This window comes from Pseudonocardia oceanicola (assembly GCF_047200735.1).
GTDB lineage: Bacteria > Actinomycetota > Actinomycetes > Mycobacteriales > Pseudonocardiaceae > Pseudonocardia.
In genome coordinates, this window is the sequence record NZ_JBJZON010000017.1 from 122,580 (window position 1) to 136,968 (window position 14,389).

11 protein-coding genes and 1 pseudogene are annotated in these 14,389 nt (G+C 71.4%); 4 read left to right on the top strand and 8 right to left on the bottom strand.

Features of this window, described 5'->3' with window-relative positions:
- Nucleotides 1-540: 540 nt before the first annotated feature.
- Nucleotides 541-1,233: a TetR/AcrR family transcriptional regulator gene (locus ACL02T_RS22815; protein WP_412832782.1), complete on the bottom strand. Its 693-nt coding sequence runs from the start codon at nucleotides 1,231-1,233 to the stop codon at nucleotides 541-543.
- A 93-nt stretch (nucleotides 1,234-1,326) separates the two neighbouring features.
- On the bottom strand, nucleotides 1,327-2,979 hold the full coding sequence (locus tag ACL02T_RS22820; protein ID WP_412832783.1) for an oxidoreductase: 1,653 nt from the start codon (nucleotides 2,977-2,979) through the stop codon (nucleotides 1,327-1,329).
- A gap of 29 nt (nucleotides 2,980-3,008) precedes the next feature.
- Here ACL02T_RS22820 and ACL02T_RS22825 point away from each other — a divergent pair, with 29 nt between their 5' ends.
- The 3 genes from ACL02T_RS22825 to ACL02T_RS22835 all read left to right on the top strand — a co-directional run bounded on the left by ACL02T_RS22825 (nucleotide 3,009) and on the right by ACL02T_RS22835 (nucleotide 7,044).
- The gene (locus tag ACL02T_RS22825; protein WP_412832784.1) at nucleotides 3,009-3,719 is read left to right on the top strand and encodes a PaaI family thioesterase; all 711 of its coding nucleotides are present in this window, start codon (nucleotides 3,009-3,011) and stop codon (nucleotides 3,717-3,719) included.
- Complete coding sequence (locus ACL02T_RS22830; RefSeq protein ID WP_412832785.1) at nucleotides 3,716-4,489, top strand: enoyl-CoA hydratase-related protein; 774 nt, start codon at nucleotides 3,716-3,718, stop codon at nucleotides 4,487-4,489. Before ACL02T_RS22825 ends, ACL02T_RS22830 begins: the two co-directional genes overlap by 4 nt.
- Nucleotides 4,490-4,707: 218 nt before the next feature.
- Nucleotides 4,708-7,044 carry an ATP-binding protein gene (locus ACL02T_RS22835; protein ID WP_412832786.1) on the top strand — a complete coding sequence of 779 codons (2,337 nt, stop codon included), beginning with the start codon at nucleotides 4,708-4,710 and terminating at the stop codon, nucleotides 7,042-7,044.
- A 27-nt stretch (nucleotides 7,045-7,071) separates the two neighbouring features.
- On the opposite strand, the gene ACL02T_RS22840 is transcribed toward ACL02T_RS22835, so the two are convergent.
- The 5 genes and pseudogenes from ACL02T_RS22840 to ACL02T_RS22860 form a co-directional block, all read right to left on the bottom strand.
- A complete protein-coding gene (locus ACL02T_RS22840; protein WP_412832787.1) occupies nucleotides 7,072-7,980 on the bottom strand; it encodes an NADP-dependent oxidoreductase in 909 nt (302 codons plus the stop codon).
- A 1-nt stretch (nucleotide 7,981) separates the two neighbouring features.
- A complete protein-coding gene (locus ACL02T_RS22845) occupies nucleotides 7,982-9,250 on the bottom strand; it encodes an MFS transporter (protein ID WP_412832788.1) in 1,269 nt (422 codons plus the stop codon).
- 160 nt (nucleotides 9,251-9,410) lie between these two features.
- A complete protein-coding gene (locus tag ACL02T_RS22850; RefSeq protein WP_412832789.1) occupies nucleotides 9,411-10,382 on the bottom strand; it encodes a phosphotriesterase family protein in 972 nt (323 codons plus the stop codon).
- Nucleotides 10,383-10,425: 43 nt separating this feature from the next.
- Nucleotides 10,426-10,482: pseudogene (locus ACL02T_RS22855) on the bottom strand (hypothetical protein); the annotation flags it as partial.
- Nucleotides 10,483-10,571: 89 nt separating this feature from the next.
- Nucleotides 10,572-10,904: a putative quinol monooxygenase gene (locus ACL02T_RS22860; RefSeq protein ID WP_412832790.1), complete on the bottom strand. Its 333-nt coding sequence runs from the start codon at nucleotides 10,902-10,904 to the stop codon at nucleotides 10,572-10,574.
- 232 nt (nucleotides 10,905-11,136) lie between these two features.
- On the opposite strand from ACL02T_RS22860, the gene ACL02T_RS22865 reads away from it, so the two are divergent.
- Nucleotides 11,137-12,519: an MFS transporter gene (locus ACL02T_RS22865; RefSeq protein ID WP_412832791.1), complete on the top strand. Its 1,383-nt coding sequence runs from the start codon at nucleotides 11,137-11,139 to the stop codon at nucleotides 12,517-12,519.
- Between the two features lie 61 nt (nucleotides 12,520-12,580).
- Here the strand turns inward: ACL02T_RS22865 and ACL02T_RS22870 are convergent, their stop codons facing one another.
- Nucleotides 12,581-14,353: a sigma-54-dependent Fis family transcriptional regulator gene (locus ACL02T_RS22870; RefSeq protein ID WP_412832792.1), complete on the bottom strand. Its 1,773-nt coding sequence runs from the start codon at nucleotides 14,351-14,353 to the stop codon at nucleotides 12,581-12,583.
- Between the last annotated feature and the right edge of the window lie 36 nt (nucleotides 14,354-14,389).

The following is a 14,389-nucleotide window of genomic DNA, read 5'->3' on the forward strand; positions in this document are numbered from 1 at the left end:
CCTCCTCCGTTCACGCCATTGGGTCGACAGGAATGCTGCGGTCCGCGCGCAGACGCCCTCCGACACAGTCGGATCGAGGCGGTCCTCGAACGGCTCGCTTCAGGGACACCGGGATCGACGATCACTTGCCGGATCCTGAGCGACTCAGCTCATGAATCGGTCGCTTGTTAGATACACTACGGCCGACATCCGCGCAGGTCAAGGGCGATATCACGTCGCCGACAGCGATCGTCGTGTGACCCTGGGCTACCAATCTCACCTGGGCCCAGCAAGCTTGGCGATGGTCCCCCGAGCACGCCACCGAGCGCGCGGCGTTCGGATACGACGAACCATGAGCCCCGGGGACGAGGGGACGCTACGAGCGCTCAGGCATACGGGCTCGCTCAGGACCGCGCGCGCAGCTCGTGGGGTGGAGCCGGTCGACGACGCCGAGGTGTCTGCCCGGAGGCCGCGGGTCCAGAACGCCACCGCGTTCTCGTGGCCGTGCCGCCGTACTCGACCTCGGTGGGCAGTACACCTCTAGGGCGCCTTCGTCCGCGCCTACCGCCGCGACTTCCCCCGCGACCTCGGAGCCCCGTCCGCGGACTCGTTCCCGCCGTTGCTCAACGAAGCCCGGCGCGCGGGCGCGTCGACAGGGCCTGGTGCGCCGACCATCCGACGGGCCAGGAGCACGAACTCGTCCGAGATCGCGTCCACCCCCAGCTGGCCGCGTGGGTCGTACCAGCCGCTGATCGCCGTGAGGGCGGTCAGCAGCGCATTGCGGACGACTATCTCCCGGGACAGCGAGAACTCCCCGTCGGCGATCCCGCGGAGGAGGATGTCCCTCAGCGTGGAGTCGAAGCGGTCCCGCAGCTCGATGTAGGACTCGTGGCGGTCCTGTGACAGCGACCGGATCTCGATGCTCGCGATGAAGGTCTCCTCGCGACGCTGGACATGCCACTTGACCAGAGTCCGGACGAACGCGTCGAGCTGTTTCACCGCCAACCCGCCCTTGACCTCGGCCAACGTAGCGTCCAGATCGGCGAGGATCTCCTCCAACAGGTCGACGAGCAAGCGGTGGAGGAACTCCTCCTTGCTCTTGAAGTAGTAGTACAGCGAGCCCGGCTTGAGGCCCGCCGCCTCGGCGAGCTGTCGCGTGTTCATCGCCTCGTAGCCGTGGCGGTAGAGGAGGTCGACGCCTGCAGTCCTGATGCGGCCCCACGTGTCGTCGCGATTCGACCCTGCGACTCTCACGGTTTCTCCTTCGCCGGTACGGCGGCGACCGCGGCCGCCGTGCGGACTTGTAAGACTAAAGGGTCCACGACCCGCTCCTGTGCGACCACGCCCTCAGGCGTCCGGCGCCGCGGGCTGCAGCAGGCCGAGGTCCATGGGGTCGGAGACGAAGCGGCGCCGCACGATGCGCCTGCGCAGCTTCCACGTGACCCCCACCCGGACGTACAGGTCCTCGTAGGTCGCCGAGACCAGGGCTGGCCTGCCGTCCGTGTCGACGCACACGGCGAATGAATCACTCGTGGCCTGGGCGTGCCCCGCATCCAGCCGCTCGATGATGTGGTTGGTGACCCAGTGGTGGGTCTGCGCGTAGGCGCGGCGGACGAACTCCAGGGCTCGGGTCAGTTCGGCTGCGCCGTGGAAGCGGCCCTTCTGCCTGCCGACCACGTACTCGCCCTCGGAGTGCCAGATGGACAGGAACAGGTCCAGGTCACCGTGGTCGATGCCCCGACAGTACTTCGCGCCCAGCTCCATGATCTGCGCCCGGTCCGACAGCTCGGCCACCGCGGCCGCAGAGCCGGCTTCGGACAGGGTCTCGGGCTCGGGCTCGACCGCAGGGTCGGTCGCGGCGTCTGCCGCCGCGGCGGCGAGCCGGTCCAGCTGGCGCTGCCGTTTTGCGATCCAGGACCGGGCCTGCACCGGAAGGAGGTCGAACCGGTCCGCGCCTTCGTACTGCGCCAGCTGCTCGCGCGCCCGGACCGGCCACGACGGGTCCACCAACGACTCGCGACCCACGGCGACCAGGTCCGCGTGGCCCGCTCGCACCACCTCGTCCGCCTGCTCGGCGTCTGTGATCAGGCCCACGGCAACGGTATGGACCCCGGCGCGCCGCCTGACCTCGCTGGCCCAGTCGATCTGGTAGCCGGGACGGATGCCGTGGACGTAGCGGCCGCCGACGCCGCCGGAGGAGCAGTCCACGACGTCCACGCCGAGCTCACGCAGCCGGCTCGCCACCTCGACGGTCTGCTCCATGTCGATGCCGTCGTGCCCGTTGTCGTACACGGAGAGCCGGACGAAGAGGGGCCGGTCCTGCGGCCACTCCTCGCGGACCGCGCGGGCGACACGCAGCGGGAAGCGCAGCCTTGCCTCGAGGTCGCCGCCGTACTCGTCCGTGCGGGTGTTGGTCAGCGGCGAGAGGAAGGCGTGCAGCAGGTAGCCGTGTGCCATGTGGATCTCGAGCACGTCCGCCCCCGTGGCGGCGGCGCGCCGGGTGGCTGCGCGCCAGTCCCCCACCTGGGCCTCGAGTTCCTCGTGGTTGAGCTGGCGCGGCTCCAGCCAGCCCGGCTCGTACGGCTGGTCGGTGACCGACCGGGGCTGCCACAGTCCGTCCGCGGGGCGGTCCTCCTCGGTGGCCCACGGCGGCAGGGTCGAGGCCTTGGAGCCGGCGTGGCCGAGCTGGATGCCGAAGGCCGCACCGTGGGCGTGCACGAAGTCGCCGATCCGCGCGATCGGAACGACCTGGTCCTCCCGCCAGAGACCGAGGTCGCCGTAGGTCAGCCTCCCCTCCGGCGAGATGGCCACCGCCTCGGTCATGACCAGGCCAAAGCCGCCCAGCGCGAAGCGTCCGAGATGGACGAGGTGGTAGTCGTTCGCCACCCCGTCGAGCGCCGAGTACTGGCACATGGGCGACACCGTGGTCCGGTTGCGGATCCGCACGTCGCGCAGCCGCAACTCCTCGAAGAGCCGCCCGGACGACGTCGTCGAGCCCACCACTGCCTCCCAGGTTTTTAATCGGTCGCTTGTTAGGTTACGTGGACCATAGTAACATCGTACCGAAGCTTATCAAGCAATCGCACGATTCATTCCGGCCGAACGAGGCCCGACGCCCCCTGGAGCCGCCGACGATGACCGACTCTGCAGAGCGCGCCTCGGGATCCCTGGTCCGCGACGGTCTCGTCGCCGAGCTGGCCCGGGTCCTCGACGCGCTCGCGGCAACCTGGCCGGATCCCGAACTGCTCGACGAGGGCCGTGAGGCGCTCGCGAAGATCGCCGGTCGGCTCGACACGCTGCCGATGGTGCCGGAGGCCATCGACCTCCCGGCGCACTCGCGTGAGAACCCGCGACTGCAGCCGACGGAGCGCGGTCTGATTCCGACCACGCGCATCCAGGAGGAGAGCGAGCACGCGCTCTCCGGCACGGTGTGCTTCAGCCCGCGGTTCGGCGGCACCGTGACCGTGCACGGCGGCGCCATCGGACTGTTCTTCGACGACTTCCTCGGCCGGCTGGCGAACAGCTCCCCGACGAAACCGCTCGCCCGAACCGCCTACCTTCACATCGACTTCCGATCCCCCACCCCTCTGTCCACCGAGCTGACGTGTCACGCGTGGGTGGACCGGGTCGACGGGCGCAAGCGCGTCCTGCGCGGCTCGATCCGACAGGGGCAGACCGTCGTCGCCGAGGCCCGGGGCTTGTGGGTCGAGGCGCGCCGACCTCAGAAGGAGCACGCATGACCACGTTCGAGTACGTCAGGCTGAAGGCGGACGGTCCCGTCGCCGTCGTGACCCTCGCGCGCCCCCCGGTGAACTCGGTCTCGCAGGCGATGTACCGCGAGCTCCGCGAGCTCTTCGCGGATCCCGACCAGCACCTGCCCGGGGCCAAGGTGGTCGTGCTCGCGGGCGAGGGCAAGCACTTCTGCGCAGGGAACGACCTGCACGAGTTCGGCACGCTGACGCCCGAGAACTCCGACGAGCGCATGGCGGAGGTCCGCGCGGCGTTCTTCGCGATCCAGGACTGCCCGTTGCCGGTCGTCGGTGCCGTGCAGGGCGCCGCGCTCGGCACCGGGCTGGCCATCGCCGCGTCGTGCGACTTCGTCGTCGCAGCGGAGAACGCCCGCTTCGGCACGCCGGAGATCGGGGTCGGGATCATGGGCGGCGCCCGGCACCTGGCCCGCCTGGTGCCCGAGCCCGTGGTCCGGTGGATGTACTTCACCGCCGAGCCGATCAGCGTCCAACGGCTCGTCACGCTGGGGGGCGCCATCGAGGTCGTTCCGGTCGACGAGCTGCTTACTCGAGCATTGGGCCACGCCGACAAGATCGCGCGACACAGCGGGGCGGCCATCCGGATGGCCAAGCGTTCGCTCAACGGGATCGAGACGATGGATCTGCAGCCGGGCTACGCTTTCGAGCAGGGGCTCACCCGTGAGCTCTCAGCCCACCCCGATTCGCTGGAGGCTCGGCGGGCGACGTTGGAGCAGCGCGAGCCGCGCTACGTCGACGGCTGACTCCGCTACGGTCAACCAGGCAGCTGACGGACGAGGGAGTCCCATGCCGCAGTCGAGGGTCCACCAGCCGCCCCACGGTGGCCGACGGCCCGACCGACGCCCCGAGCGGCGCGGCCTGTCCGCGACGGTGATGACGGTGGCGAGGATGGTGGTGCTCCCGGGCGGGCGGGTGCCGCCCGGCGGCTCGTCGGCACTCCTGCGGTGCCCGAGGAGGTCCGATGTCTGACGGCGAACCCACCTCCGGTCTGTACCACTTCCCGATCGAGGTGACCAGCTTCGTCGGCAGGCGGGCCGAGGTGCGGACGATCCGCAAGCACCTGTCGGACTCCCGATTGGTCACCCTCACCGGCGTGGGCGGGGTGGGGAAGACCCGCCTCGCCTGCCGCGTGGCCGCGGAGCTCCGCCGGGTGTACCCGGACGGCATCTGGTTCATCGACCTCTCCGAGCTCAAGAAGGAGGAGCTGGTGCCTGCCGCGGTCGCGTACGCCCTGGGCGTCGGCGGCGGCCCGACCGAGAGCGCGCTCTACGAGAGCCTTGCCCGTCGGCACGCCCTGCTCGTCCTCGACAACTGCGAGCACGTCCTCGAGACGTGCAGCACCATGGCGCACAAGATCCTCCGGTCCGCGCCGAAGATGCGGATCCTCACCACGAGCCGCGAGCCGCTCAGCGTGCTCGGCGAGACGATCTTCGACGTCGCGCCGTTGTCCCTGCTGCCGGCCGACGGCCAGGGGACCACCGGAACGGACGCCATCGGTTCGGAGGCCATGGACCTGTTCGAGGCCCGGGCGGCCGCCGTGCAGCCCGAGTTCGTCATGGACCAGGCCGAGCGGGCCGCCGTTGCCCGGCTCTGCGAGCTACTCGACGGGATCCCACTGGCCATCGAGCTGGCCGCGTTCCAGGTCCGCAGCTTCCCTGTCACCCAGATCCTGGCGCGCCACGGCTCGGTCTTCGACCTGCTCAACCGGGGAAACCGGGCCGGCCCGCACCGCCACCAGACCCTGCAGAGCACGCTCGAGTGGAGCTACGACCTCTGCACCCCCGGGCAGCGCACTCTCTGGGAGCGGCTGTCGGTGTTCACCGGCAGCTTCGACCTCGACGCGGTCGAGAGCGTCTGCGGAGCCGCGGGCGACGAGCTGGACGTACTCGACCACTTCCCCCGGCTGATCGAGAAGTCGATCGTCGCCGTGCAGGGAAGCGGGGTGAACAGGCGGTACCGGCTCCTGGAGAGCATCAAGCACTTCGGGGCGGCGAAGCTGGCCGAGCACGACGAGGTCGGCCGGTGGTACAAGCGCCATCGCGACCACTACCTCCACGTCGCTCTGCTCAGCGAGCAGCACGTCAACGGCCCGGAGCAGGTCGACTGGAACAAGCGCCTGCAGCTGGACTTCGCCAACGTCCGCGCCGCGCTCGACTTCTGCTTCACCCACGCCGACGAGTACGCGACGGGCCTGCGCATGGCGGGCTCACTGTGGTTCTTCTGGAACGCGAGCGGGCACCTGCGTGACGGCAGGCTGTGGCTCGAGCGCGCCCTCGACCTGGTGCCCACCGAGGGCCCGGACCGCGCGAAGGCGCTCTGGGCCCTCGGGTGGTACGCCATGGTGCAGGGGGACGCCGTCGCGGCGGACCGCTCCCTGCGGGCCTGCATCGAACTTGCCGAGCGCACCGCGAACGACCACGCCCTCGCGCGGGCGCTGCAGTTCCTCGGCACCGTCGCCCAGATCCGCGGCGACCTCGAGTCGGCTCGCGACCTGCTGGTCACCGCCATGGGCAGGCATGAGAAGGCCGGCCACGACGACGTCCTGACGATCCTGTGTGGCGCTCAGCTCGGCTTCGTCTACTGTGTCCTCGGCGACAACGGCCAGGCCCTGCGACACGTCCGGGCGGCGGTCGCACTGGGGAGGCGGCGTGGCGAGCGCTTCGCCACCTCGTGGGCGTTGTGGGTGCGTGGCCTCATCGACTGGTCGAAGCGGGACTTCGAGGACGCGGCCGTCGCACTGCGTGAGGCGGTCGAGCTCAAGCGGTCGCTGCGGGACTGGCTCGGGACCGCGGCGTGTGTCGAGCTGCTCACCTGGTTGGCCGTCGAGTCGGACGACCACCGGGGCGCGGCGCTGCTGCTGGGCATCGGCCGCGGGCTGTGCGGCGAGCTGGGCAGCTCGCCGCTGTTCGGCGACATCACTCTGACCGAGACCCGCGAGCGCTACGAGCGCACCGCCCGCAAGGCACTGGGCACGCCGGTCTTCGACCGCGAGCTCGCAGCGGGCGAAGCCCTCGACCACGATCGGGCTATCGAGCACGTGCTGGCCGCGAGCACCGAGCCAGCTCCGGCGAAGACCTCCACCCCGGCGGAGCTCCTCACCCGGCGGGAGTCCGAGGTGATCCGGCTGGTCGTGGCGGGCATGACCAACAAGGAGATCGCAGAGACCCTGGTGATCTCGCGCCGCACCGTCGAGGGCCACGTGGAACGGGCGCTGGTCAAGACCGGCTTCCGGTCGCGCAGCCAGCTCGCCGCGTGGTTCGCCGCCGAGCACGCGGCGGCACCGGGCGGCCGGCGCTGAGCCGGCCGCCGCGGGACCGCCCCCGGCTCAGCGCGCGAGCACGATGCGCCTGCCGGTCTGCTTGTCGAACTCGGCGTGCGCCTGCACCACGTCGGTGAGGGCGAAGACCCGTGGCTCGGGCAGGTGCAGCGCACCCTTAGCGACCAGCGCGGTCAGGTCCTCGAGCAGTGCGCCCGACTCGCGGGTGACGATGACCTTGGCCTTCTTTCCTGCCATGGTCTGCGACTCCGCGGGCGGGAGGGTCCCGGGCACGACGCTGAGGTAGTGGCCGCCCTCGCGCAGCAGCCGGGAGAAGTCCGCGCCGACGGTGTCGAGCACGCCGTCGACCTGCAGGTCTCCGGCCTCGCGGATGTGCACGCCGTCGACGGTGCCCGCGGGCAAGGATGCCGCCTGGCCGGCGTCGAGGACCAGCGCCTGCACGGTGAGGCCGCGCCCGCGCAGGATCTGGACCGCGAACGAGCCGATCGCACCGGCCGCGCCGGTGACCAGCACGGCGGCGCCCGGGTCCATGTCCAGGGTCAGAATGGCCTGATAGGCGGTGAGCCCGGCGAGCGGCAGGGTGGCAGCCACGGTCGGCTCGACGCCCTCCGGGGCAGCGGCGACGGAGTCCTCGGGCAGGCTGACCAGCTCCGACCAGGTGCCGCGCCCGGAGATTGCCAGCGCGGACATCCCGACCACCCGAGTGCCCACGGGGTGTCGTCCTGCGCCCTCGCCGTGGCCAACCACCCGGCCGACGAGGTCGTACCCGAGGGTGTAAGGAGCCGAGCCGACCCGCGGCGGGATCGCGCCGCTGCGAATCTTCACGTCCGCCGGATTGATCGTCGAGGCCTCGAATTCCACGAGGACCTCCCCGGGTCCCGGGGTGGGGTCGGGCACCTGATTCAGCAACAGCGCCTCGGCCGCCGGGCCGGGGGTGTCGAACTGCACTGCGAGCACGTCATCGTCCTTTCGTCGTGTCAATGACCGGGCCGACCGCGGTCGAGACCCCCGTCGCTGCCGTCCGCGCCCGGCCGACGACGACCAGCAGGGCCAAGACCGCCGCCACCAGCGCGGCGGCCCAGAACACCTCCGGGAAGTGACCGGAGGCATCTCGGCCGGGTGCGGCGCCCGCCGCCACGACGGCGAGCACGGCCAGGCCGAGACCGCCGCCGACCTGGCTCGCGGCGGTGAACGGGCCGCCCGCGATCCCCGCGTGTGCCGGGCCGGGCAGTGTGACCACGAGGTCGTTCTGCGATACGAACCCAGCACCTGCCCGGTCACGGCGAGCAGGAGCACCACGAGGCAGGCGACGTCCGCGAGCCGGCCCAGCGGCCCAGGCGGCACAGAGGAGCGCGGTCGATGCCAGCACGCCCCACAGCCCGGAGATCCGCCACACATGCAGCGGGATCATCGGGTCCGGGCTGACGCGCTCGCGCCAGGCGGCGACCGCCGCCACCGCGAGGGTGCTCGGGTGCAGCCAGCCTGACCGGGGGCCCGCGTAGAGCGCGAGTACGGCCAGGGCCAGCGCGGTGGACGTGGCGAAAGCGCCCCGGGGGACGGGCCTGCGGGTGCGGGTCGTGCGCCGCGGCGCGGAGCGCAGCGCGAGCACGCCGAGCACCAGGGCGACCAGGCACTCGGCCCCGAACACCGCCCGACAGCTCAGCCGGTCCGACAGCACGCCGCCCATCAGCGCCCCGACCGCGAAGCCGATCGCCCCGGACCCGGCGAACCAGGACAGCCGCCGGGACCGGACCCGCGGGTCGTCCGTCGAGGAGGTCAGCCACGCCATCCCGTTCGGCACCGCCAGCGCGGCCCCGACCCCTTGCAGCACCCAGGCCGCGACCAGGACCATGGCGTCCGGAGCGACGACCGCGACGAGCGATCCCGCCACCGAAACCAGGAAGCCGAGCGGCAGGACCCGGCCGATGCCGTGCGAGTCCCCGATCTTCCCACCCCACAGCACGAGGCCGCCGAACACGATGGCGTAGCTCGCCACCAGCCAGACCGGGGTGTCCGCCTGACCGCCCAGCGAGCCCGTGATCGCCGGGAGCATGAGCGGGCAGGCGCCGATGTTCACCGCGTTCAGCAGCTGGGCACCGCACGCGACCGCGACGGCCGACCCGACGGTTTCGGTTGGCGGCCTGCTGGGCCGAGGCGGGGCGTGGGCTCCCTGTACTACCGGATCCACCTGCTCCGCCTTCGATCGAGGTCCGACGATGGTCACCACTCACCGTCGCGCGGGCGTTCAGCTGAAATCGAGCGGTCGCCCGATTGATAGTCACTCAACAGGCGGCGCCCGGTCAAGGGGCGCGGTCAGCCGAGCCCCCGTATCGTGGGACGGGACAGCTGCGCACATCGGCAGCTGCGCGGAGTTGCTGATGTGGTGGCTAGGCCCGCTGAGCTTCTGAGGAAACAGGACACGCCGAAGGCCGCCCCGAGGATCCGGGGCGCCTGGCGGGCTGAGCAGGTCCGCCAGAGGTCGAGGACGAGAGGCGTCGAACTCCACCTCGAACGGGAGGTTCGCGCCGTCGAGCGCGCCCTCCTTGGGCCGGAACCGCTCGAGGTGCAGCGACCCGGCGGGCCACGACGCGCAGCGCTCCTCGACGGCGTCGAGCAGCACACCCGGGCCGCAGCAGTAGACCGCGGTGTCCGGGGTGGGGGCGCCCAGGATCTCGGCCAGGTCGAGGAGGCCGTGGGTGCAGCTCGGGCAGCACGTAGTCCGAGATGCGGTGGTGGTGCCAGTTCGGGGTGTGCTTCGCCCGCCACGACGGCGGGGTGTTGACGGAGAAGAACCCGGCGTCGTGGGAGATCGTGATCTTCTCCGCGTAGCCCTGCTCGAGGAGCGTGGCGAGGGTGTCGACGCGGGACTCGTCGTCGAGCACGAACTCCATGCCGAAGCGGTCCATGCCGATGAAGGAGCCGTTGTCCATCAGCTCCTTGAGGTAGTCCAGGTCCGTGGAGTCCCCGCTGTGCCCGATGACGGTGCGCTCGAGGTCCACGCCGTGGGCCGTGAACCACTTCTGCTGGTCGCGGCCGTTGGCGAAACCGACGTTGGTGTGGGTGGAGATCGGCACGCCGGTCTCGGCCTGCGCGCGGGCGGCGGCCCGGTAGACCCGGTCGAGATCCGGGGTGATGCCGTGCTCGTCGGTGACGATCTTGATGATCCCGGCCTCGACGCCGTCGGTGCGCGGGATGCCCGTGACGACACCTTCAAGGAATCGATCATCTAGGCAGATGCCGTTCACCGCCGCGACGACGGACTTGTCGACGTCCGACAGGAACCGCTTGGTCGGGTCCGGCGTGAGGATCTCCAGCTCCCCCGCGGTCAGCCGGGGGATCAACTCCCCCCAGGTCGCCACCCGCGCAGAACGCCTTCTCCCCCGCGCCCGTCACGACCACGGCTCGCACCTCGGCGTCGGCCTGGGCCGCGGCGCTCGCCTCGGCGAAGCGCCGCACCATGTGGACGCTCAGGGCGTTGTGTGCCTCGGGTCGGTCGAGGGTCAGGACCGCCCCACCGCCGTCGACGGCGTAGATCACCTCTCCTGAGCTCACAGTCGGCCGAGCTTCTCGTCACCTGCCGCCAGCGGCTCCAGCACCGTGACCCCGAGGGGCTCGGCCAGCAGACCGTCCAGACCGGCGGAGAGCGCGGCGAAGGCCGGTCCCGCGCCGTGAGCACCCAGCGCCTCGGCGGAGGCCCATTTCTCGATCATCACGAAGCCTTCCTTGCCGCGGACGCTGCGGTGCAGGGCGTAGAGCTCGCAGCCGGCGTCCTGGGCGTGGGTCGCGGGCACCGCCTCGCGCAGGACGGCCTCGACCTCGGCCTCCCGCCCGGGCAGGGGGACGAGCGTGGCGACGACGACAACGGATCCGGGCTCGGTCACGACCGGTGGGCTCCTTCGGCTGGGCCCGCGAGCGGGGCGACGGTGCTGTGCTCGTCCGGAACGGTAGGAATTCGGCCGGTCAGGGGTTGTCGCAATCCGCGCCACCGCACCGGCCGCGCGCCCGGATCGTCCCGTCTTGCGACATCGGCGACGCTCGCCCGAGCCCTATCCTCCGCGTCACCGATCCGGTGGCAGAGCCGGATCTCCCCTCGTCAGGGCAGATCAGAAGGGCGTGACGATCGTGGTCGACGCGAATGCGGGGACGGCACCGCCCGAGCGGGTCCTGCGGAGGGTCGCCGGTGCGGCGCTCTCCGCGAGCACCCTGGAGTGGTACGACTTCTACATCTACGGCACGGCGGCCGCTCTAGTGTTCAACACCGTGTTCTTCCCGTCGGCGACGCCCGTCGCGGGGACGCTGGCCGCGTTCGCCACCTTCGGCGTCGGTTTCCTGTTCCGGCCAGTCGGCGGGATCGTGTTCGGACACTTCGGCGATCGTGTCGGGCGCAAGAAGCTGCTCGTCGTGGCCATGGTCATGATGGGCGTGGCCACGACGCTGATCGGGCTGCTACCCACCTACGCGACGATCGGCGTGGCCGCACCGATCCTGCTGGTGGTGCTGCGCTGCGTGCAGGGCCTGGCGATCGGCGGGCAGTACGGCGGGGCCATGCTGCTGGTCACCGAGAACGCACCGGCGCACCGCCGCGGCTTCTACGGCAGCTTCGCGCAGATGGGTCCCTCGCTCGCGGTGATCCTCTCCAACGTCGTCTTCCTGGCCCTCATCGCGGCACTCCCTGCCGAGGCCTTCGCCGCCTGGGGCTGGCGGGTCCCGTTCCTCCTCAGTGTGCTGGTCATCGGGCTGGGGCTGTGGGTCCAGCTACGGCTCGAGGACACCCCGGACTTCCGGCGCCTGCAGGAGGGCGCCGCCGACAGCTACGCCGGCCCCGCGGCCGAGAACACGGCACCGGAGCGCGCCCGTACCAGGTCACCGCTGGTGGAGGCGCTGCGTACGCACCCCGTCCAGATCCTGCAGTCCGGCGGGATGATCCTGGTGATCCAGGTCTACTACTACATCCTGATCGTGTTCATGGTGTCCTACGTCGGCACACTCGGGGTCGCGCGCTCCACGATCCTCACCATCATCCTGATCTCGAGCGCCGCCACGGTGCTCACGATCCCGTTGTTCGCCGGGTTGTCCGACCGCGTCGGGCGGAAGCGGGTCCTCGTCCCCGCCGCGGTCGCGACGCTGGTGTCGGCCTTCCCGTTCTTCTGGCTGATGCAGACGGCGACGGTCCCGGGAATGCTCGTCGCCGCGCTGATCGCCGGGATCGTGCTCGGCGGGCTGTACGGGCCGATGGCCGCGTTCTTCACCGAGATGTTCCCCACGGGCGTGCGCTACTCGGGCGCCTCGATCGGGTACCAGCTGGGTGCCGTGATCGGTGGTGGCTTCTCCCCACTGATCGCCGCGTCGCTGCTGGCCTGGGCCGGGACGATCAACGCGGTTGCGACCTTCGTCGCGGTCGCGGCGTTGCTCACGCTCGTCGCCATCGTCACCACGCGCGAGCAATACCGGGTCGAACGGAGCCGCGCCTCGTCCCCGGCGCCGAACGCCGGCTGAGCCGGGAACGGCGCGGGTGCCTGGAGAAGGGCGCCCGCGCCGTTCGCGTCCGGTGGAGAGGTCAGAATGCCGCGGTGGACAGGTCCAGTCCGAGCGCCCGGACCTTCCGGTACAGCGTGGACCGTGCGATGCCCAACGACTCGGCCGCTCTGTGCTTGTTGCCCCCGGCGTCGCGCAGGGCTTGCATGATGGCGCGCGCCTCGGCCTGCTCGAGCATTGCCAGCGGGCGTCGGGCCGTACGGGCGGCGACGTCCGGTGGCAGGTCGGCTGCCCCGATGTACCCGCTGCGGTTGCGTGCGACGAGGCTCCGGACGAGCGCCTCCAGTGAGGCGAGGTTGCCCGGCCAGTCCAACCTGCTCAGAGCTTGGATCGCATCCGGCATCCAGCGCACGGCCGGTCCCTCGCCGACGACCCGCGCCGTCAGTGCGGCGAGCAGGGCGGGCAGGTCCTCCAGGCGGTCGCGCAGCGGCGGGACCTCGACGACGTCGGAGAAGGTGTCGAGCAGCGGGTTCCGCGGACCGGGTGCCAGCGGGCCGGACTCCGACGTCCCGAAGACGCGCCGCCCGCTCGGCCTGCGCTCGATCGCGCGGGCCGTGGCCTGAGCGAGATCGGGGTCGAGCCGGTCCACATGCCGCATCACGAGCGTCTCGTCCGGGCCGTCGAGCTCGGTCTCGACCTCGCCGATCCAGCGCTCGGGGTCGCGGGCACCGAGCTCCGCCGCGTCGGCGACGCGCAGCGGGCCAGCCGAGGCGAGGGAAGCCGCGACCGCGAGTCGGCCACTGCCGGGCTCTCCGACGACCAACACCCGGTCGGTTCCGCCGATCCGGGCCGCCTGCGCGCAGAGAGCCGTCCATCGGGCGCTGTGGCCGACGAGGCCGGGCAGCCCCGCCGGCGCCCGACGAGGGTGCCGCGACTCGTGCTTCGGCGCCTCCGCCTTGATCTTGAGGACCGCGCCGACGACGTCCCCACCGTCGGCGACGGGATGGGTCTCGATCGACACCCGGGTGCCGTCGGCGAGTGTGACGGGGCGGGGCTCGAGGGCCCGCTCGACGATCGCGCGCGACGCGTGCTCCCAGAGCACGGCCTGGTCGACCCCGCCCACCAGCCGCGCAGCAGCCGCGTTGGTGATGATCGTGTGTTGGTCGAGCGTGACGAGCGGGTGCCGGGTGTCCCGGTTGTGGGTCAGGTAGGAGTCGAGCAGCAGACGCTCGCGCCGGGTGGCGGCGTCACGCAGGGCGTCCTGCACCTCGGCGGCCAGGTCCATGACCCAGGACAGCACGATCGGGCTGGTGTCGGCGAGGCGGCAGGTGAGGTCGATGCTGCCGACGATCCGCCGCGTGACCGGGTGGACGATCGGGGAACCGGCGCAGCTCAGGTTGTGGAACACCTCCGAGAAGTGCTCCGGTCCGCGAACCAGCACCGGCTTCCCGCTGAGCAGCGTGATCGCGCTGGTCGTGCCGACGTGCGACTCCGCCACCGAGAACCGCGGCGCGACGTCGAGCGTGTCGAGCCGGCCGGAGAAGACCGGGTCCGGCACCCAGCGGCGCAGCAGCCGGCCCTCGGTGTCGGTCAGCGACAGCGCGCACATCGCCTGGTCGAGCGCTGCGCGGCGCTTCTCCACCACCGGCGCCACGATCCGTGTCAGGTACGAGTCGAGCTCCACCTCGGGGTAGTACTCGGGCGCGACCGAGTCGGGCTCGAGCCCCTGCAGCCGCGAGCGCTTCCAGGACTCGTAGACCACCGCGCGGACCGGCCCGGCACTGTCCGGCATGCGCGACGGCGACTCACCGAGCACCTCGCGGGCGCTGTGTACGGCGCGGGTCCACTCGTCCATGCGTGGCACCTCCCGGTTCCGCCCCGGTCCCACGGC